General features: G+C 73.9%; 15 protein-coding genes. 3 read left to right on the forward strand and 12 right to left on the reverse strand.

The features are described 5' to 3' along the window. The first annotated feature begins 357 nt into the window (after positions 1–357). Both ddaH and rocD read left to right on the forward strand, forming a co-directional pair. Positions 358–1,173 carry a dimethylargininase gene (gene ddaH, locus ACFYPH_RS25145; RefSeq protein WP_354860482.1) on the forward strand — a complete coding sequence of 272 codons (816 nt, stop codon included), beginning with the start codon at positions 358–360 and terminating at the stop codon, positions 1,171–1,173. After that, positions 1,173–2,387 (forward strand): ornithine--oxo-acid transaminase, encoded by a 1,215-nt coding sequence (rocD, locus tag ACFYPH_RS25150; RefSeq protein ID WP_355063790.1) that lies wholly within the window; start codon positions 1,173–1,175, stop codon positions 2,385–2,387. Before ddaH ends, rocD begins: the two co-directional genes overlap by 1 nt. A gap of 129 nt (positions 2,388–2,516) precedes the next feature. On the opposite strand, the gene ACFYPH_RS25155 is transcribed toward rocD, so the two are convergent. The 7 genes from ACFYPH_RS25155 to ACFYPH_RS25185 all read right to left on the reverse strand — a co-directional run bounded on the left by ACFYPH_RS25155 (position 2,517) and on the right by ACFYPH_RS25185 (position 10,940). Next, positions 2,517–3,674 (reverse strand): FHA domain-containing protein, encoded by a 1,158-nt coding sequence (locus ACFYPH_RS25155; RefSeq protein ID WP_387185070.1) that lies wholly within the window; start codon positions 3,672–3,674, stop codon positions 2,517–2,519. Further along, positions 3,671–3,964, reverse strand: a complete 294-nt coding sequence (locus ACFYPH_RS25160; RefSeq protein ID WP_354860475.1) for a 4a-hydroxytetrahydrobiopterin dehydratase — start codon at positions 3,962–3,964, stop codon at positions 3,671–3,673. Before ACFYPH_RS25160 ends, ACFYPH_RS25155 begins: the two co-directional genes overlap by 4 nt. 127 nt (positions 3,965–4,091) lie before the next feature. Then, a complete protein-coding gene (locus tag ACFYPH_RS25165) occupies positions 4,092–5,144 on the reverse strand; it encodes an acyl-CoA desaturase (RefSeq protein ID WP_354862674.1) in 1,053 nt (350 codons plus the stop codon). Positions 5,145–5,278: 134 nt separating this feature from the next. Beyond that, positions 5,279–8,713, reverse strand: a complete 3,435-nt coding sequence (locus ACFYPH_RS25170; RefSeq protein WP_387185073.1) for an SCO7613 C-terminal domain-containing membrane protein — start codon at positions 8,711–8,713, stop codon at positions 5,279–5,281. A gap of 47 nt (positions 8,714–8,760) precedes the next feature. Next, a complete protein-coding gene (gene cutA / locus ACFYPH_RS25175; RefSeq protein ID WP_234590601.1) occupies positions 8,761–9,081 on the reverse strand; it encodes a divalent-cation tolerance protein CutA in 321 nt (106 codons plus the stop codon). A 9-nt stretch (positions 9,082–9,090) separates the two neighbouring features. Continuing rightward, positions 9,091–10,107 carry a 1-acyl-sn-glycerol-3-phosphate acyltransferase gene (locus ACFYPH_RS25180; RefSeq protein WP_354862676.1) on the reverse strand — a complete coding sequence of 339 codons (1,017 nt, stop codon included), beginning with the start codon at positions 10,105–10,107 and terminating at the stop codon, positions 9,091–9,093. Beyond that, positions 10,107–10,940 (reverse strand): patatin-like phospholipase family protein, encoded by an 834-nt coding sequence (locus tag ACFYPH_RS25185; protein ID WP_354862678.1) that lies wholly within the window; start codon positions 10,938–10,940, stop codon positions 10,107–10,109. The genes ACFYPH_RS25180 and ACFYPH_RS25185 overlap by 1 nt, the downstream gene beginning before the upstream one ends. Positions 10,941–11,105: 165 nt before the next feature. Between ACFYPH_RS25185 and ACFYPH_RS25190 the strand changes: the two genes are divergently transcribed. Continuing rightward, positions 11,106–12,605 carry a serine/threonine-protein kinase gene (locus ACFYPH_RS25190; RefSeq protein ID WP_355138026.1) on the forward strand — a complete coding sequence of 500 codons (1,500 nt, stop codon included), beginning with the start codon at positions 11,106–11,108 and terminating at the stop codon, positions 12,603–12,605. A 15-nt stretch (positions 12,606–12,620) separates the two neighbouring features. Here the strand turns inward: ACFYPH_RS25190 and ACFYPH_RS25195 are convergent, their stop codons facing one another. The 5 genes from ACFYPH_RS25195 to ACFYPH_RS25215 form a co-directional block, all read right to left on the reverse strand. Then, positions 12,621–13,733 carry a glycosyltransferase family 4 protein gene (locus ACFYPH_RS25195; RefSeq protein ID WP_387185077.1) on the reverse strand — a complete coding sequence of 371 codons (1,113 nt, stop codon included), beginning with the start codon at positions 13,731–13,733 and terminating at the stop codon, positions 12,621–12,623. Between the two features lie 100 nt (positions 13,734–13,833). Continuing rightward, entirely contained in the window at positions 13,834–14,493 is a 660-nt protein-coding gene (locus ACFYPH_RS25200) for a BON domain-containing protein (protein WP_354862682.1), read from the reverse strand. A 187-nt stretch (positions 14,494–14,680) separates the two neighbouring features. Further along, positions 14,681–16,312: a trypsin-like peptidase domain-containing protein gene (locus ACFYPH_RS25205; RefSeq protein WP_354858524.1), complete on the reverse strand. Its 1,632-nt coding sequence runs from the start codon at positions 16,310–16,312 to the stop codon at positions 14,681–14,683. A gap of 62 nt (positions 16,313–16,374) precedes the next feature. Continuing rightward, positions 16,375–17,934: a HAMP domain-containing sensor histidine kinase gene (locus ACFYPH_RS25210; protein ID WP_355063620.1), complete on the reverse strand. Its 1,560-nt coding sequence runs from the start codon at positions 17,932–17,934 to the stop codon at positions 16,375–16,377. After that, positions 17,931–18,632, reverse strand: coding sequence for a response regulator transcription factor (locus tag ACFYPH_RS25215; protein WP_030336721.1), 702 nt, complete (start codon positions 18,630–18,632; stop codon positions 17,931–17,933). The genes ACFYPH_RS25210 and ACFYPH_RS25215 overlap by 4 nt, the downstream gene beginning before the upstream one ends. Positions 18,633–18,711 lie beyond the last annotated feature (79 nt).

Raw genomic sequence — 18,711 nt, forward strand, 5'->3', positions numbered from 1 at the left:
CAACACGTTGCGTCCGATTACCGGACGGCAGGTGTTGCCTCCGCTGAAGCAGAGCAAAGGATGCGCCCACTGCCCCCGCAGCCGGCCCGCACGTTGACCCGCAGACGGACGGTGTCACGCACACGGACGGTGTCGTCGCACAGGCCACGTCGGGTGACGCGGAGCACCAGCCAGCCCTGACCGGCCTATCTACGCAACGAATCGCGGCCGCGCAGGCCTCACACGCAACGGATCTGCGGTCTGCGCAAGTTCTGGTGGTGGATCCTGCCGGTCGCGCCGCATACCGTTGAGCAACGGCGCCAGCCCGTGGGCCACGGTGGCCGGGCGCGCCCGACCCCTGGGAGCAGGACAATGACGATGGACGCCACCAGCCAGCGCCTGTTGATGTGCCGGCCGACGTACTTCGCCGTCGACTACGCGATCAACCCGTGGATGGACCCGAGCGCTCCGGTCGACGCCGCGCTGGCCGTCCGACAGTGGGAGCAGCTGCGCCAGACGTACCTTGACCTGGGCCACACCGTCGAGGAGATCACTCCGGTGCCCGGCCTGCCCGACATGGTCTTCGCCGCCAACGGCGGCACCGTGATCGACGGCAAGGCGATGGCCGTGCAGTTCCGCGACCCGCAGCGCGCCGACGAGGCGCCGGCCTACCGGGCCTGGTTCGAGGCCGCCGGCTTCGAGATGTACGACCCGAAGCACGTCAACGAGGGCGAGGGCGACGTCCTGCTGGCCGGTGACCACCTGCTCGCCGGCACCGGCTTCCGCACGGCGCACGCCTCGCACGCCCAGTTGCAGGAGGTCTTCGGCTACCCGGTGATCACCATGCAGCTCGTCGACCCGCGCTTCTACCACCTGGACACCGCGCTGACCGTGCTCGACGAGCGGACCGTGGCGTACCTGCCGGAGGCGTTCTCCCCCGGCAGCCAGGCCGTGCTGCGCCGGCTCTTCCCCGACGCGGTGCACGCCACCATGGCCGACGCCGAGGTGCTGGGCCTGAACGCGGTCAGCGACGGACGGCACGTCGTGCTGCCCGCGCAGGCCACCGACCTGGCCGCCAAGCTGCGCGACCGGGGCTACGAGACCATCGGTGTCGACCTGTCCGAGCTGCTCAAGGCCGGCGGCGGACCGAAGTGCTGCACGCTGCGACTCCGTCAGGGAAAGGCAAGCAAGTGATCGTGGATGACATCCTGCGTACGCCGGGAGCGGTCCGGGACGCCGAGCGCTGGACGGCGCACAACTACCACCCGCTGCCGGTGGTCATCTCGTCCGCCGAGGGCGCCTGGCTCACCGACGTGGACGGCCGCCGCTACCTGGACTGCCTGGCCGGCTACTCGGCGCTGAACTTCGGCCACCGGCACCCGCAGCTCATCGCCGCCGCGCACGCGCAACTGGATCGGCTGACGCTGACCAGCCGCGCGTTCATCCACGACCAGTTCGCCGACTTCTGCCGGGAACTGGCCGAGCTGTGCGGCAAGGACCTCGTGCTGCCGATGAACACCGGCGCGGAGGCGGTGGAGACCGGGATCAAGGTGGCCCGCAAGTGGGGCTACCAGGTCAAGGGCGTCACCCCGGGCCAGGCCAACATCGTGGTCGCCGAGGGCAACTTCCACGGCCGGACGACCACCATCGTGAGCTTCTCCACCGACGAGGACGCCCGCGCCGACTTCGGGCCGTACACCCCGGGCTTCACTGTCGTGCCGTACGGCGACCTGGAGGCGCTGACCGCCGCGATCGACGAGAACACCGTGGCCGTGCTGCTGGAGCCGATCCAGGGCGAGCAGGGCGTGGTGGTGCCGCCGGAGGGCTACCTGCCGGGCGTACGACAGGTCTGCACCGAGCGGAACGTGCTCTTCATCGCCGACGAGATCCAGTCGGGTCTGGGGCGTACCGGTCGGACGTTCGCCTGTGACCACGAGGGCGTCGTGCCGGACATGTACCTGCTCGGCAAGGCGCTCGGCGGCGGCATCGTGCCCGTCTCCGCGGTGGCCGCGAACGCCGACGTGCTCGGCGTGCTCAAGCCCGGCCAGCACGGCTCCACCTTCGGCGGCAACCCCCTCGCGTGCGCGGTGGCGATCGAGGTCGTCCGGCTGCTGGCCACCGGCGAGTTCCAGCGCCGCTCGGCCGAGCTGGGCGAGCGGCTCCGGGCCGGCCTGGAAGGGCTGGTCGGCAAGGGCCTCGTCGAGGTACGCGTACGCGGCCTGTGGGCCGGTCTGGACATCGACCCGGCCCTGATGAGCGGCCGGGAGGCCTGCGAGCGGCTCGCCCAGCGCGGCATCCTCGCCAAGGACACCCACGGCTCCACCATCCGGCTCGCCCCACCCCTGGTGATCACCGAGGAAGAGATCGACCTCGCGGTGGCGCAGCTCGCGGAGGTACTGACCGCCTGACCCTCGCGTTGATCATGAAGTTATTGCCCGACGCCGCGGCGTGTCGTGGCAATAACTTAATGATCAACCGGGGTGGGGCAGCGCTGGACAAAAGGCGGGCGTCGGGGTTCCCGACGCCCGCCTTTTGTGTTAGGGGCGGGGTAGGCGCATGGCCATCGTGGGGGCCTCGGCCATCACCGACGTGGGGGTGAACGGGGCGCCCGTTGGCAACTCCTCGGCACGGCCGATCTGCACGCCGGGGTACAGCTCGATCATGTCGTTCTCGCCCAGCACCCGGGACTGCTGCGGGGCCAGGGGGATCCGGTCCGCCTCGTTCATCGACCCGGCCGGCCGGATGCCGGAGCCGTTGGTGCTGACGTCGGTCACGATGACCTCACCGACCCGCAGCTCGAAACGGACGTGACCCCGGCTGATCCACCGCCGGGCCTCGTCGTTGAGCCACTGCCCGAGCATGATCCCGCCCTCCTGCTCGGGTGCCCGGCCGGCCACCACCGGCTGCTCCTCGCTCAGTACGAACCGCCGTCGCACCAGGCCACCCACGCGCACGGCCAACACCTCCGTACGCGGACGCGGGCCGCCGTCGCCGAGCCGCGCGCCGTGTCGCGGGCAGGTCGGCACGCCGTTGCGCAGCGAGGGCGGCGGCTGCGCGGCCGGGCTGCGGTCCGCTCCGCCGGCCAGGTCGGCGAACGCGCCACCCCCGGCGCCACCACCGCCGAACAGCGCGCAGCCCGACTCGGGGCAGCGCCACTGCCGGGCCAGCAGCTTCGCCCCGGTCGGCGAACGCTTGCCGGCCACCGGTGCGTGCCCGCCGCCGACGTGCGCGATGAACACCGGCCCACCGGCGCCCGGCACCGGGGCGACCACCCGGCCGGGCTGCTCGACCAGCCACGGGAACCGCCCGCGCAGCCCGTCGAAGCGCACCCGGGTGAGCACCGGAAGGCCGAGCAGGTCGGCGACCTCCAGCATCCGGTCCCCCGGGTTGTCGAGCACCTCGACGAGCCCGTCGTCGGCCCAGCGGCGAACCACCATCCGCTCGTTCGAGGTCAGGTCGGCGTCGGAGAGCAGCGCCCGGTGCACCACGGCGTACACCTGGACGCTGTCCTCCTCCAGCTCGCGGGAGAGCGCGTCGATGACCATGCCGAGGCGCAGCAGGCTCGCCGGCCGGCCACCGTCGATGTCCTGGTAGCGGATGATCTCGGCCAGGTCGAGCACCGCGCGGGCCAGCGACGGGTCGGTGCAGACCCGCCCCTCGATGGCGTCCAGAACCTTGCTGATCTCGAATCTCATGCCGCACTCCGGACGATGTCGTCAATCCGCCGGGCCAGCTCGATGTCCCGGTGGGTTACCCCGCCGGCCGAGTGCGTGACACAGCGGAAGGTCAGGGTCCGCCATCGGATGTCGATGTCGGGATGGTGGTCGAGCTCCTCGGCCACCGCCGCCACCCGGTCCACGACCGCGATGGCGTCCGGGAAACTGCCGAGCTGGACGGTGCGGCCGATGCCGGTCGGGTCACCCGACCAGTCGGCCAACCCGCCCAGCTCTTTCCGCACCGCGTCCGCGGTGAGCAGGTCTGCCATGACCAGACCCTACCGGTGGCGCGTCCAGCGAGCCGTAAGCGCCACCGCCAGTTGACGCACGCAGACGCCGGCGGGGCGGCATCACCCGATGCCGCCCCGCCTGTCGATCTCACGTCAGCCGCTCTGTTCAGCCGCGCAGCGGCCGGCCCACCTCGTGCAGGTGGCCGAGCGCCTGCCGGTACGACTCGATCAGCCCGGTCTCCGCGTACGGGATGCCCTGCTCGACGCAGTAGGCGCGGACGATCGGCTGCGCCCGGCGCAGGTTCGCCCGGGGCATGTTCGGGAACAGGTGGTGCTCGATCTGGTAGTTGAGCCCGCCCAGCGCGGTGTCGACCAGCCGGCTGCCCCGCACGTTGCGTGAGGTCAGCACCTGCTTGCGCAGGAAGTCCAGCTCGTCCTCGGCGGTCGGCATCGGCATGCCCTTGTGGTTCGGCGCGAACGCGCAGCCCATGTAGAGGCCCCACAGCCCCTGGTGCACGGCGGCGAAGAGCAGCGCCTTGCCCGGCGACATGACCGCCAGCAGCAGCGCCACGTAGCCGGCGGTGTGCGCGAGGAGGAGCCCCGCCTCGACCGCGCGGTGCCGCATCGGGGTCGCGTACCGGCCACTCTGCTCGCGGCCGATGATCGCCCGGATGCTCGCCACGTGCAGGCTCAGACCCTCAAGGAAGAGCAGCGGGAAGAAGAGGTACGCCTGCCGGCTGGCCATCCAGCGGTGTGCGCCCCGGGTCTCCAGCGCCTGTTCGGGAGTCCACGCCAGGGCGCCCGCGCCGACGTCCGGGTCCTCGTCCTCGTGGTTCGGGTTGGCGTGGTGCCGGTTGTGCTTGTCGACCCACCAGCCGTAGCTGATCCCCACCGCCGCGTTGCCGGCGACCAGCCCGACGACCTGGCTGGGACCGCGTCGACGGAACATCTGGCGGTGCCCGGCGTCGTGACCGAGGAACGCGACCTGGGTGGTGGCCACCGCCATCACGGCCGCGAGCGCCACCTGCCACCAGGAGTCGCCGACCAGGAACACGGCGACCCAACCGGCCACGAAGGCGCCGAGGGTGAGCACGAGGCGGGCAACGTAAGAGGCAGGTCGCCGCTCCAGCAGGCCGGCCTGACTGATCCGTCGGGACAACTGTGCGTAATCACTACCCCGCCGTCGTACCGGCGGTTCCGCCACCGCTCCGAGCGCCATTGGTGCTCCTGTTCCGCTTGCGCCCGAACCAGGATGGTTCGGGGTCAATGTCAGTCTCCCCGCATCGGTTGCGGTGAGTAACCCTGACAACCCCCGGATGGGGGGTAGGGCGGGCCCTACCCCCGGCCTTGCGTTCAGCCCAGCCGGGCCACTGCGGCGCGCAGTCGGGCCAGGTCACGACGCCGCCGCTCGTAGCTGGCGGCCAGCCCGATCAGCGCCAGCCCGCCGGCGCCCAGGTAGATCCACCGGGGCAGCAGGTCCCAGCCACGGGCGATCTCGTGCAGCGCCAGGACGGCCAGCACCGCACCGCCGAGCAACACCGGGGCCTGCCAGCGGCGGCTGGCGCCGGCCAGCACCGCGCCCAGCGCCGCCGCGCCGAGCAGCAACCGTCGCCACGGCTGCGGATCCGGCCCGGCCATTACCGACACCAGGCTCGGCAGCAGCGCCGCGACCAGCCCCGGGCCGAGCGCCGGCCAACTCGTCAGCCCCGGCCGGGTACGCAACGCCAGCAGGCCCGCGCCGAGGGCGAGCCCCGCGGCCGGCAGGGTGTACGCCTCCAGCACGGTCACCCCGCCGGCGGCGAGCAGCACCCACGCACCGAGCAACTCGCTGCCCGCGGCGATGGCGGCGAACCGCCACCGTCGACCGGCCGGCTCCCCCCGGCGCAGCAGCCGCAGCGCGACGGCCGCACCCCACAGCACGCAGACGGTCGCGAGCTGCTGCGCCACCTCGACGGTGAGCGCCGCAGCCACCCCCGCCACCGCCTGCGCGGCGGCATCCAGCACGCGCCCGACCGGTGCCCGCCGCCGGCTGGACGTGGCCGCGGCGGCGAGGACCAGCACGGCCACCCCCAGCAGCGGGTACGCCGCCGCCCGCAACCCCAGCCCGTTGGCGAGCGGAGCTGTCACCGCCAGCGCGCACGCCGCTCCCACGGCGGCGACGCTTCCGACGACGCGCACCTCGACCATCCGCGCTCCGACGGCGACGACCACCGCCGTCACCAGAAGCGTGCCCTCGGCCGCGAGCGTGCCGGACCTGGTGGCCAGGAGCACCGCCACGCCCGCCGCGGCCAACACCGCTCCCACGGGCACGGCGATCGACGCGAGCCCCGGACGGGGCGCCACCAGGGCGGCGAGCAGCAGCGTGGACACCCCGACGAGCAGGGTGGCGGCCGGCAGCACCGGCCAGGGCACACCGATCGCGACGAGCAGCACCGGCAGCGCGGCGGCGGCGAACGGCAGGCCGGCCAGCAGCGCTGGGCGCACCCGCCGACCGGCCAGCGCCGCGGCCACCGCCAACCCGACAAGCGCCAGCCCGGTGGGGAACAGCCCCCGATCGGCGGTCGCGGTCGGCGCCCCGGACCAGACCGGTTCCCAGATGCCGTACGGAAAGACCAGCGCGATGAGGATCGTCGGCAGCGCGGCCAGCACCGCGACCCCCGCCAGCACGGCACCCGACGCCCTCAGCAGACCCCCGATCGCCGACGGCCCCCCGACCGCCGTCTGCTTTGCGAGACCGTCCCGCTCGTCGCCGAGCGCCGGCAGGCCCCAGCGGGCGACGAGCGCGACGCCCAGCGCCGCCAGCGCGGCGTACAGCGTCACGGGTTCGTTCCCTGCCGCCACCAGTGGCGCGACCCCGGCCGCGAGCACCGCGACCACGGCGCCCGGCACCGCGTACTCGATCAGGTCGACCCGGTGGCGACGCACCGCGAGCGTCGCGACCAGCGACAGCCCGGCGGCGATCAGCGCGGCCCGGGCCTGCCACCAGGGCTGCGCGCCGGCCGCGAAGAGCGCCACCGCGGCGATGGCGGGCAGCGCCAGGTGCGCGGCCAGCAGACCGACACCCGCCACCCATCGGTACGGCCCGTCGGCCGTCCGCACCGCCAGCGCCACCCCGAGCACGGTGCTGATGCCCAGCACCACCACGACGCCGAGCGGATCGGCCAGGGCCACCAGCAGCGCGTGCCCGATCAGAACGGCGCCGCCAGACGCCCAGCCGAGCAGGGTGGCCGGTCGGGTCGCCGGACGGGCCAGTACGGCGAGCACCAGAGCTACCCCGCCGGCCAGGTCCACGGCCACCACAGTCGCCCACGACGCCGTCCAGCCGATGGGCACGGCGAGCAGCACCACCACCGCGCCGGCCGTGGCCAGCCCCGCCCACGCGCGGCGGGGCAGCAACGACGCGGCCGCGCCCAGCGCCAGCGCCACGGCGGGCGCCACCTGCCAACCCCAGCTCAGATCCGGCCCCCACCCGGCCCCGTGCCAGGGCGGCAGCGACCGGGCGGCGGCGGCCACCGCCAACACACCGGCGATCGCCACGGCGACCTGCGCCGCACCGGCCGCGACCAGCAGCGCGCCGGCGCGCGGCCCGGGACGCCAGCCGGTCGGCAACAGCCGCACCGCCCCGGCCAGGACGAGCGCGACCGTCGCCGCCGCGAGCAGCAGCAACGACGGCCGCAGCTCACCCACCGGGCGCAGCAGCGCGGCGGCGAGCACCGGCATCAGCAGGCCGGCGGCCACCGCCCGCGACGCCGTGCCGCCGACCAGCAACGCCGCGACGAGCCCGGTCACCGCGACCAGCAGCATCGGCACGCCGGCCAGCAACGGCGACCCCGCCGACCGCCCCAGCACCAACGGCACCAACGCACACGCGCCCGCGCCGACCAGCGCGCCGACGTGACCCAGCCCGGCGAGCACCCGACCGGCGAGCCGGCGTGCGTCGTCCCCATCGCGCAGCGCGACCAGCACCGCCAGATTCAGCACGGCCACCCCGAGCAGCACCAGCACCCAGCCGTCCGCGCCGGGCTCGGCCGGCGCCGCGAGCAACGGCAGCACCGGTTGCGCGACCACGAGGCCGGCGAACCAGGGCCCGGTCAACCCGCTCAACCGGCCGTACGCCACGAAGACCGCCGCGCTGGCCCCCCCGACCAGCGCGGCGTACCGGGTGCCCGGCCACCCGGCCACGTGACCCAGGTCCACCGACCAGGCGGCGTACCCGTCCAGCAACACCAGCAGCAGCCCCACCGCGGCGAACGTCTCCGCCGTACCCCGCAACCCCCGGCGGACCGCCAGCAGCGGGCCGGCCAGGACGAGCGCCGTGACCGCCGCCAGGATCAGCGCCCGGCCACCGACCCCCACGGACGCCCAGGCCACCGCCGTGAAGACCACGGCCGCGGTGCCGAGCAGAAGTCCACCGAGGACGAACAGCAACCCCTGGACCGTCCGGGTCGAGGTCTCCGCCGCGCCGGGCCGCGCGTGCTCCCCCGCGCCACCGGGCGACGCCGACGCGACGAGCTGCGCCGGCCCGACGACCGGCGCCCCCGCCGCCAGCCCCGCGCGGACGACCGCCGCCAGCTCGGCCCGCCGCCGCGAGGTGGCCGCCAACAGACCAGCCAACTCGGTGTACGTCCGGCGGGCCCGCTCCACCTCCGGACCGAGCCGATCCACCTCCCGCCCCAGTCGGACCACCTCGGCCGCGACCGGGTCCGGCGGGCGGCGGCAGCCGGCGCAACCGGCGGTCAGGTCGGCCGGGGCGCCGCAGGCGGGGCAGGGATAGCGGGTGTCGTCCACCCGGTCATCATCGAAAACCGACGGCGGACGGCCCAGAGTGCGCGTACCTAGGGTCGGGTGTGGTCGTGCACCCAGGCCGCGTACCCGGGATCACCACTGTCCACCCGCGACACCAGGATCTCCGGGACCTCGTACGGATGGCTGGCCCGGATCTGGTCCACCAGCGCGGCCAACCGATCCGGCGCGGTCTTGAACTGCACGGACCACTCGGTGCTCGTCTCCACCCCGGAGCGCCACCAGTAGGTGCTGTCCACCTGACCGCCGACCTGGGCACAGGCGGCGAGCCGCCCGGCGACGGCCGCGGCCGCCAGCACGTCCGCAACCGAACGCGCATCCACCACCGTCGTCACCACGCAGATCTGGTCCACGAGCGCACCCTACGCGGCGCTGTCCCGATTGGCCGCGATCCACGTGTCAATCTGCGCCCACCAGTCGAAGAGCCAGTCGATGCGCTGCTGCCGCCCGGTCGGCACCTCCTCCGGGGGCACCGACCAGAACCGCATCACGATCCGCTTGTCCATGGGCAGCTCCCGCCACACGTCGGCGACGGTGCGCATCCGGTCGAGTCCGGTGTGGGCGACGAAGATGACCCCGGCGTCCGGGGCGGCGTCCAACGCGGCGAGCACCCCACCGGGCTGCGGGGCGAGCACGTGGCGCATCCGTTCGGCGCGCTGCGCCATCCGTTCCAGGCCGAGGGACCGCAGCCGGGCGATGGCCCGCAGTCGGCGCTTGGGGGTGAAGTTGCCGCCCTCCGGGAAGATCACGAAGGCGTCGTTGTCGTCCAGGCCGGTGGCGAGGTGCCCGACCTGGCGTACCGTCTCCTCGCCGCGCTCCGGTGTGGGCGCGATGAACCGGTTGGGCAGGCGGTTGAGCAGCACGTCAATCGCCGGATCCCACTGGAGACTGTCCTTGAGCACGATCCGCGGCTCCCGGTTGAACCAGTTGACCAGACCGTGGATCAGGATGAACGAGTCACCCGGCCCGGCGTGCCGGCAGAGCACCAGCTCGGGCCGACCGGGCAGCGCGGTGTCCGGGTCCGTGCCGACCACGTCGATGTGCAGCCGCAGCGACCAGCGGGCCTGCCAGAACAGCACCCGCAGGAACCAGCCGGCCAGCACGTAGTGCGCGCGCTGGAAGGCCGGGGACCGGCTGCGCCAGCCGAACCCGGACGCCAGCCACAGGACGAACAGCGCGAGCAGCGCGGCAGCGTCCCAGACCAGGTAGACGCAGCCGATCCAGAGCAGACGCAGGGGGCGTAGCCGGCCCGGGACCAGCGGTGAGACGGCCGCCGCGAGCAGCGCCCAGACCGGCAGCGTGGTCACCACGGCGATCGCGAGCAGCACCACGCCGGGGGCGATCAGCAGCCGCCGCAGCCACCTGGGGGGCAGCGGCATCAGCGCTCCACGTGGGTGGCGAGGTAGCGGCGCGAAGCGGTGTACGCCCGGCTGATCCGCCGTCCCACCGCCGCGATGTCCCGGTACGCCCACGGCGTGTCGTCACGTGGGTTCAACCCACCGGTCGGCAGGACGTGCACCTCCACCCCCTCGGGCAGCGCGGCCATCTCGCGGAAGAAGCGGTGCCGGCGGGATATCTCGAACGCGACCTGGGCGATCTCCCACGGTCGCCGGGGTGGCGTCAGCTCCCGTTCGATCCGGCCCACCTGGAGGACGAAGATCTGGCCGGCGCCCGCGGCCACCGCCTCGCCGATCGGGATGGAGTTGACGATGCCGCCGTCGACGTAGTGCGCGCCGTCGATCTCGGTGGGCGGGAGCAGGCCCGGCACCGAGGCCGACGCCAGCACGGCCGGCACCACCGGGCCGCTGGAGAACCAGTGCTCGGCGGCCCGCTCGATGTGCGCGGCGCAGCAGCGGAACGGCACCCGCAGGTCGGCGAAGGTGGTGTCGGCGCCCAGTTCGGATTCCAGCAGCCGGCGCAGCGGCCGGGGCGAGTGCAGGTGGGTGCGGGCGGCGAAGCGGCGCAGTTGCCGGGCGACCGAGTCGCCGTACACCTCGCTGGCCTCGGGTGAGGCCCAGAGCCGCACCAGCCGGTCGGTCACCGCCTCGGACGGGTCGGCAGCGACCAGCGCGCCGTTGACCGCGCCGATCGAGGTGCCGAGCACCATGTCGGGTTGGATGCCAGCGCGGAACAGGGCCCGCAACATGCCCACCTCGACGGCGCCGAGCACCCCTCCGCCACCGAGAACGAACGCCACCGGTCCCCCCGCCATGTCCTCATCCTGGCACGCGCCCGCCGCCACCAGTCGGCCGCCGCCCACCGGGCGGTGGGCGCACCCCGCCCGCCGTCCGCCACCATCTGGCACATCGGCCGTTGACAGGCAGGACACATTCGCGCAACCTGATACGGCTCCCACCCCCGAGGGCAGGTGCGATCCGTGAAGGCAGCGCTGCATCCGGGCCGATTGCTGGCCCGCAGGTACCGACTCATCGACCAGATCGGCTCCGGCGGCATGTCGGTGATCTGGCGGGCGCGGGACGAGGTGCTCGACCGCGTCGTGGCGCTCAAGGTGCTCGCGCCGTCACTCGCCGCCGACGCGCGGTTCCGCGACATGGTGCGGGAGGAGGCGCGCGCCGCCGCCCAGTTGGTGCACCCGCACGTGACGGCGGTGCACGACTACGGCGAGACGGTCGACCCGGACGGGACCATCACCTCGTTCGTGGTGATGGAGCTGCTCAGCGGCGAGGAGCTGGAGCTGCGGCTCACCGAGGGCCCGCTGCCGTGGCCGGAGGCGGTCGAGCTGGGCGCCCAGGTCGCGGACGCGCTGGCCGCCGCGCACCGGCTGGGCATCGTGCACCGCGACATCACCCCGGCCAACGTCATGATGACCGCGATGGGGGTGAAGGTCCTCGACTTCGGCATCGCCACCCGGATCGGCGCCCCGGACGAGGACGAGGACGGCGGCACCTTCGGCACCCCGGCGTACGTGGCCCCGGAACGGCTCCATGGCGCACCCGCCCAGCCGGCCACCGACGTCTACTCGCTCGGCGTGCTGCTGCACGAGGCGTTGACCGGCCGGGTGCCCTACCCGGCGGACACCTGGGAGCAGCTCAGCGCCGCGCTGGCCGGCGGCCCGGCGCCGACCCTGGCCGACGTGCCGGAGCTGCCCGCGGCGGTGGCCCGGATCTGCCTGCGGAGCCTCTCCCGGGACCCGGCGGACCGGCCGACGGCCCGGCAGCTCGCCACCGAGCTGCGCGGCCACCTCCCGCCGCCCGACCCACCGACCGCCACGATCCGGGTGCCCACCCTGGCCCTGCCGCCGTCGACGACGACCCCGCCGCTGAGCGCCGCGGGGACGGCGCACGCGGGCGACGCGACGGCACCGCTGGCGGACGAGGTGACGGCGCTGTCCGGTGCGGGGCCCGGCCGGTCCCGCCGGCGGGTGGCGCTGCTGCTCCTGATCCCGGTGGTGCTGGCCGTCGGTGTGGCGCTGGCCGGTGCGGCACTGCTGCCCGACCGGCAGCCGGATCGCCGGGCCCAGCCGTCGGCCGGCCCGGCGACGCCCGTGCCGCCCGACCCGCCGACCGACCCGCCGGCCACCGAGCCGTCCCGGCCGACCCCGGCACCGTCGTCGCCACCGGCCACCCGCGCGCCCACCGGCGAGCCGGGCACCCTCGTGGAGGCCGCCAACCGTGTCGACGGGCTGATCGACGCCGGCCTACGCGACGGGGAGATCCGCGACGATGTCGGCCTCGACCTGCGCAACGAGCTGCGCAACCTGCTGGCCGCCGCCGGCTCCGGCCGGGACGAGCTGGCCCGACCGGTGGCCCGGCTGCGCGAGAAGGTCACGGTCCGGCTGGGCGAGGGGGCGATCAGCCCGGCGTACGCGCAGCGGCTGGACGCCGCCATCGCCGAGCTGGGCGCGGCCCGGGTCTGAACCGGGGCGACACCGTCAACGGACCGCGACGGGGGCCGTCTCGCGGGCAGCGGGCCGCCCGAGGGCGAAGCGCCGGTAGACGTCCTCATAGCCGTACGCCATCCGCTCGACCGAGAAGTTCTCGGCGACGTGCGCCACACAGTCCAGCGGGTCCAGCTCCCGAACGGCCAGCAGTGCGGCGGGCAGCTCGGCGGGCTGCCGACAGACCAGCCCGGTGATCCCGGGTCGAACCAGTTCGGGCACCGCGCCCCGGTCGAGCGCGACCACCGGCGTACCCGTCGCCATCGCCTCCACCATCACCATGCCGAACGGCTCCTCCCACTGGATCGGCATGATCAGGCAACGGGCGTCGACGAGCATCCGCAGGGTCTCGGCGCGGTCGGCGTTGAGCACGACGGACACGTCCTCGTCGACCAGCGGCGCGACGACCTGCTCGAAGTAGCGCCGCTCAGCCGGCTCGTTGCACTTGCCGGCCAGCAGCAGCGGCAGGCCGGCCTCCCGGCAGGCGCGGATGGCGATGTCCGGGCCCTTGTCCGGGCTGAACCGGGCCAACCACAGCACCGGCCCGGGGCCGGGCGCGGTCTTGCGCGGGAAGCCACGCAGGTCCAGTGCGTTGTGCACGGTGCCGGCCCAGGGCAGGCTCGGGTTGAGTCGGCGCTGCGCGTGCGAGATGGCCACCAGGGCGACGTCCTCGCCGGCCTCGCCGAGCACGTCGCCGTACTCCCCCACCGGGTTGCCGTGCACCGTCGCCACCGTCGGCACGGACCGGCGGCCGGCCACGAGCGGGCCGATCGTGGTGTGGTCGTGGATCACGTCGAAGTCGGCCGGCGTGATCATGCGGTTCACCCGGGCCAGGTGCGCAAGCTCCGGCAGCGACTCGCCGAGCCGCTCGTACTGGACCTCGGCGACGGTGGAGACGAAGCCGCTGGCGTCGGTGCCGTGCTGCTCGCCGGCACCGAACAGCGTCACCGCGTGGCCGTGCGCGGACAACTCGTCCACCAGGCAGGCCACCACCTGCTCCAGGCCGCCGTAACCGGGCGGCGGCACGGACAGCCATGGCGGGACCACCATCGCTATGCGCAACGACCGCTGCGGCGAGCGGTCGGCGGGCGGGTGGTTCACGGCCACGAGTCCTCCCCGTTGATCCCCGATCGGGTATCGCCGTCGGTCGGCATGGTCCGCGGCGGTTTCCCCACCCGGCCTCCGGTAAACCGGACAAGACGGACGCCTACCCGCCGACCAGGAGTTGGTCGTGCACGGCTCGTACGCCCGGCGCCGACCACGCCACCCGATCCACCTGGTCCCGTTCCCACCACGAGCGGACCACCCCGGCGAGGACCAGCGTGTCGCCGTCCACCTCCACCGTCACCCGCTCGGCGCCGAGCGTGCGCGCCAGGGCACGTCGGACGTCCTGCCGCAGCCGCTCGCCGGCCGGTGGCGCGGACGGCCGCACCTCGACCAGGTTGGTGATTCCCCGTACCCCGTCCAGCCGGCGCAGCTCCCCCTCGGCGGCCCGGCGCTGCCACCCGAACTCGACCTCGCCGCGCAGCATCAACCAGCCGTTGGCGACGGTGACGTCCAGCCGTTCGGCGGGCACGAAACTGTCCCACTCCAGGGCCCGGGCCGCGGCGAGGGCGATATCGCCGTCGGTACGCCCCGGTGTCCCCGGCAGGCGTACCTCGATCTCGTCGGCCACCACGCGTACCCCCCGCACCCGTTGGGCGCAGCGGGTCGCCGCCCACGCACGGGCCGCGCCGTCCACGAAACCGGTCAGGGTGACCACTCCCTGGTCGACGGCCACCCCGATCTCGTTCGGTCGCAGCCGCGGATCCCAGGCCAGCTCGGCCAGGACCTCGCGCTGGATCCACTCGTCGTCGTCGACATCCACCCTGCTCACGGCCCACCCCCCGTACGCTCGCCGGCTCGCCTGCCGACCGTGCCGCTCGCACGGGTGACGGCGGTTCACCCCAAGAGGGTGAACCGCCGTCCGGGCGGAAAAAAGCGGCGGGTGACGGAGCCGACCCCCTCGGCCCCGCCACCCGCCGCCGGAGGGAGGAGGCAGGTTCAGTTGTCGGTCAGGACGTCTCGGCGAGCGTCACGGTCGCCGTCTTCTCGGCGCCGTTGCGCTTGAAGTGCACCTCGACCCGGTCGCCGACCTTGCCGGCCTGCACCGCGCCGACCAGGTCGTCGGAGTCGTTGATCACCTTGTCGCCGAAGCGGGTGACCACGTCGCCGCGCTGCAGGCCGGCCTTCTCGGCGGCGCTGCCCGCGGTGACCGAGGCGATCAGCGCGCCGCCGCCCTCGGCCTGGTTGACGCCGACCCCGAGCGACGGGTGGCTGACCTTCTCGCCGCGCTGGAGCTTGCCGGCGACGTCCTTGGCCTTGTTGCTGGGGATGGCGAAGCCGACGCCGATGTTGCCGGTGCTCTGCCCGGAGGTGGCGATGGCGGTGTTGACGCCGATCACCTCACCCCGGGTGTTGACCAGCGCGCCACCGGAGTTGCCGGGGTTGATCGGCGCGTCGGTCTGCAGCAGCCCGGAGATCGAGCTGACCGCCTGGCTCTGCTGGTTCGGGTCCTGCTGCTGGCCCTCGCCGGCCCGGATGGTGCGGTCCCGGGCGCTGAGGATGCCCGCGGTCACCGAGCCCTGGAGGCCGAGCGGGCTGCCCAGGGCGAGCACCTGGTCGCCGACCTGCATGGCGTCGCTGTCGCCGAACGTGGCCGGCTTGAGGTCGCTCACCCCGTTGGCCTTGACCACGGCCAGGTCGGTCTTCGGGTCGGTGCCGACGATCTTCGCCTGGGCGTTCTTGCCGTCGGCGAAGACGACCTGCACGGTGTCCCCGCTGGCGGAGGCGACCACGTGGTTGTTGGTGAGCACGTAACCGTCGGCGCTGAGCACCACGCCGGAGCCCTCGCCGCTGTCGGTGGCGATGGAGACGACGCTGTCCTGTACGGACGCGGCGATCTTCGGCAGGTCGGCGCTGTTGAGCACGGGAGCCGCGGAGTAGGTGCGGGTGACGCCGCCGTTGTCGCCGTCGAGGGCGAGCGCGAGCGCCCCACCGGCGACGCCGGAGCCGAGCATCAGGGCGAACACCGCGACGCCGGCGCCGGCGAACTTGGCGATCCGGCCCGGCCGGGGCCCGGCGCCGGGCGGCGTGGCCTGCGGACCCCAGGGCGGCACGGGCTGCCCCGGCTGGTGCTGCGGGTGCTGCTGGTGCTGGGCGTGCTGGGGGTAGGCCGCGCCCGGCTGGCCCCCGCCGGCCCAGCCGGACTGCTGGCCCGCGTGCCAGCCGGCGCCCGGGTACTGGCCGGCGGCCGGCTGCGGGTAACCGGAGTAGCCGGGCTGGCCCGGGTAGCCAGGCTGGCCGGAGTGGCCGGGCGCCGGGTGGCCGGAGACCGGGTACGGCGGCGCGGATCCACCGGCGGCGGCCGGCGTCTCGTACCCAGTGGGCTGGCCCACGGTCGGCGGCTCGTACCCGGTCGGTTGCCCGGTGTGGGGGGCGGATCCGGTCGGTCCGTCGGGGGCGGCGGACGCGGCCGGAGTGGCGACGGTGGGCGCGGTGTCCCCGTCGGTCGAGACGACCGGAACGGGGGTGGTCGGAGAGTCGGACTGCGCGCGCGCGTCGCGCGGCAGCTCGGCGGTGGGGTGCGACGGCTCGGCGTCGGTGGGGGCCGGCCGGCGCTGCGGGTCGGACTCGAACTCGGTCATGGGACTACCTTCTCCCCCGGCACTGCAACCAACCTGGAACCGTCCTGGAAGTTGGCTGAAAGTCACTCGCCCGGGTCGTCGCCCTTGGGCACCTGCGGCAGCCGGACCCGGAAGGTGGCTCCGCCACCGGGTGTCTCGAGCACCTCGACCGAGCCGTGGTGGGCGGCCACCAGCGCCGCCACGATGGCCAGGCCGAGGCCGGTGCCGGTGTTGCCGTCGGCCCGTCGGGTCCGGGCCGCGTCGGCCCGGTAGAACCGCTCGAAGACCCGCTCGGACTGTTCCCGGGAGAGACCGGGGCCGGTGTCGACCACCTCCACGACGGCGAGGTTGCCCGGCTCGGCGCGCAGGCGCACGCTGACGTCGGCTTCCGGCGGGGTGTGGGTCAGCGCGTTGGTCACCAGGTTGCCGATGATCTGCCGCAGCCGCGCGTCGTCGGCGTAGACGACGAGCGGGCCGGAACCGGGCTCGATCTCCAGCTCGATCCGCCGGTCCGGAGCGATCGCGCGCGCCGCCTGCACGGCGTCGGAGGCCAGCACCGGCAGCTCCACCGGGGCCAGCGAGAGCGGGCGTTCCCGGTCCAGCCGGGCGAGCAGCAGCAGGTCCTCCACCAGCAGACCCATCCGGGCGGCCTCGTCCTCGATGCGGCGCAGCAGCCCGGCGGTCTGCTCCGGCGCGCGGGCCGCGCCCTGGCGGTACAGCTCGGCGAAGCCACGGATGGTGGTCAGCGGGGTGCGCAGCTCGTGCGAGGCGTCCGCCACGAACTGCCGCATCCGCTCCTCGGAGCGTCGGGCCCGCGCCTCGGACGCCTGGGCGGCGGCGGCCGCGTCCCGGGCGGTGCTCTCCGCCGAGCGGGCCGCCGTCTCCGAGGCCGCCCGGGCGGTGAACGCCGCCTCGATCTGGGTGAGCATCGCGTTCAGCGCGCGGGAGAGCCGGCCCAGCTCGGAGGTGGGATGCTCGTGGCCCTCTTCGGGGTCGGGCACCCGGCGGGTCAGGTCGCCGCCGGCGATGGCGGCGGCGGTCCGTTCGATCTCCACGAGGGGCTTGAGGCTGGTCCGCACGATCGCCGCGCCGACCGACGCGAGCAGGATCAGCACCGCCCCGCCGACCAGCAGGTCTATCCAGGCCAGCCGCTTGACGGCGAGGTCGACGTCGGTCAGGTGCTCGCCGATCGCCGCCATCTGACCGCTGGGTAGCTCCGTGTAGAGCATCCGCCAGCGCACCGAGCTGTCCCGGGCGCGAACGGTGAACGGATCACCGTGGCTCTGCTCCTGCGTCTGGAACCCGGCGGCGTCGCTCGGCCACGGCGGCAGATCGCTCACCGAGAAGCGAGAATCGTCGTAGACGGAGATCTGCACCTTGCCGGTGGTCGGGCTGGTCAACACCACCAGGTAGTCGCTCGGCAGCGAGACACCTGTCGACTTCGGCGTGATGGACTGGATCCGGTTGGCCGAGTCCCGCAGTTCGAGGTCGATCTGGCCGACCAGATAGCTGTGCAGGAAGTACGCGGTCGAGACACTGATCACCACCAGGGCACCGGAGACCAGCGCGAGCACCGAGGCGACCAGCTTCACCCGCAGCGGTACGCCCCGCAGCCGCCCCTTGGCCTGCTGGACCGCGTTCACGCCGCCGGCTTGCGCAGCACGTACCCCACGCCGCGGAGGGTGTGGATCAGCCGAGGCTGGGTGGTGTCGACCTTGCGCCGCAGGTAGGAGATGTAGGACTCGACGATGTTGTCGTCACCACGGAAGTCGTAGTTCCAGACGTGGTCGAGGATCTGCGCCTTGGACAGCACCCGGTTGGCGTTGAGCATCAGGTAGCGCAGCAGCTTGAACTCGGTCGGCGAGAGCTGCACCCGCTGCCCGGCCCGGTGCACCTCGTGGGTCTCCTCGTCCAGCTCCAGGTCGGCGAAGGTGAGCCGGGACGGGGCCTGCTCGCCGGTGGTGGTGCGGCGCAGCACGGCGCGAATCCGGGCGGTCAGCTCCTCCAGGCTGAACGGCTTGGTGACGTAGTCGTCGCCGCCCAGGGTGAGCCCGCGGATCTTGTCGTCGGTGGCGTCCCGGGCGGTCAGGAACACCACCGGGGTACGCGTGCCGCCCTCGCGCAGCATCCGGATGACCTCGAAGCCGTCCAGGTCCGGCAGCATGACGTCGAGCACGACCAGGTCGGGCCGGTGGTCCTTGGCGGCGTTGAGGGCCGCGCTGCCGCTGGTCGCGGTGGCCACGTCGAAGCCCGCGAAGCGCAGGCTCGCGGAGAGGAGTTCGAGGATGTTGGGGTCGTCCTCGACGACGAGAAGTCGCGCCTCGGTCTGGGTAGCGGGCATGGGCCCAATCATCGGTGACCTCACTGCACCGGCGCTGGACGCTCGCTGGAAAAAACCTGTGAGTCGCCGGGGCGGGCGG

Source organism: Micromonospora sp. NPDC005252, from assembly GCF_042872475.1.
Classification (GTDB): Bacteria; Actinomycetota; Actinomycetes; order Mycobacteriales; family Micromonosporaceae; genus Micromonospora.

Bases quoted from the DNA above. Each gene is read 5' to 3' on its own strand.
- ddaH (WP_354860482.1), top strand. From the start codon at position 358: ATGGACGCCACCAGCCAGCGCCTGTTGATGTGCCGGCCGACGTACTTC.
- ACFYPH_RS25155 (WP_387185070.1), bottom strand. From the start codon at position 3,674: ATGAGATTCGAGATCAGCAAGGTTCTGGACGCCATCGAGGGGCGGGTC.
- ACFYPH_RS25160 (WP_354860475.1), bottom strand. From the start codon at position 3,964: ATGGCAGACCTGCTCACCGCGGACGCGGTGCGGAAAGAGCTGGGCGGG.
- ACFYPH_RS25165 (WP_354862674.1), bottom strand. From the start codon at position 5,144: ATGGCGCTCGGAGCGGTGGCGGAACCGCCGGTACGACGGCGGGGTAGT.
- ACFYPH_RS25180 (WP_354862676.1), bottom strand. From the start codon at position 10,107: ATGCCGCTGCCCCCCAGGTGGCTGCGGCGGCTGCTGATCGCCCCCGGC.
- ACFYPH_RS25185 (WP_354862678.1), bottom strand. From the start codon at position 10,940: ATGGCGGGGGGACCGGTGGCGTTCGTTCTCGGTGGCGGAGGGGTGCTC.
- ACFYPH_RS25205 (WP_354858524.1), bottom strand. From the start codon at position 16,312: ATGACCGAGTTCGAGTCCGACCCGCAGCGCCGGCCGGCCCCCACCGAC.
- ACFYPH_RS25215 (WP_030336721.1), bottom strand. From the start codon at position 18,632: ATGCCCGCTACCCAGACCGAGGCGCGACTTCTCGTCGTCGAGGACGAC.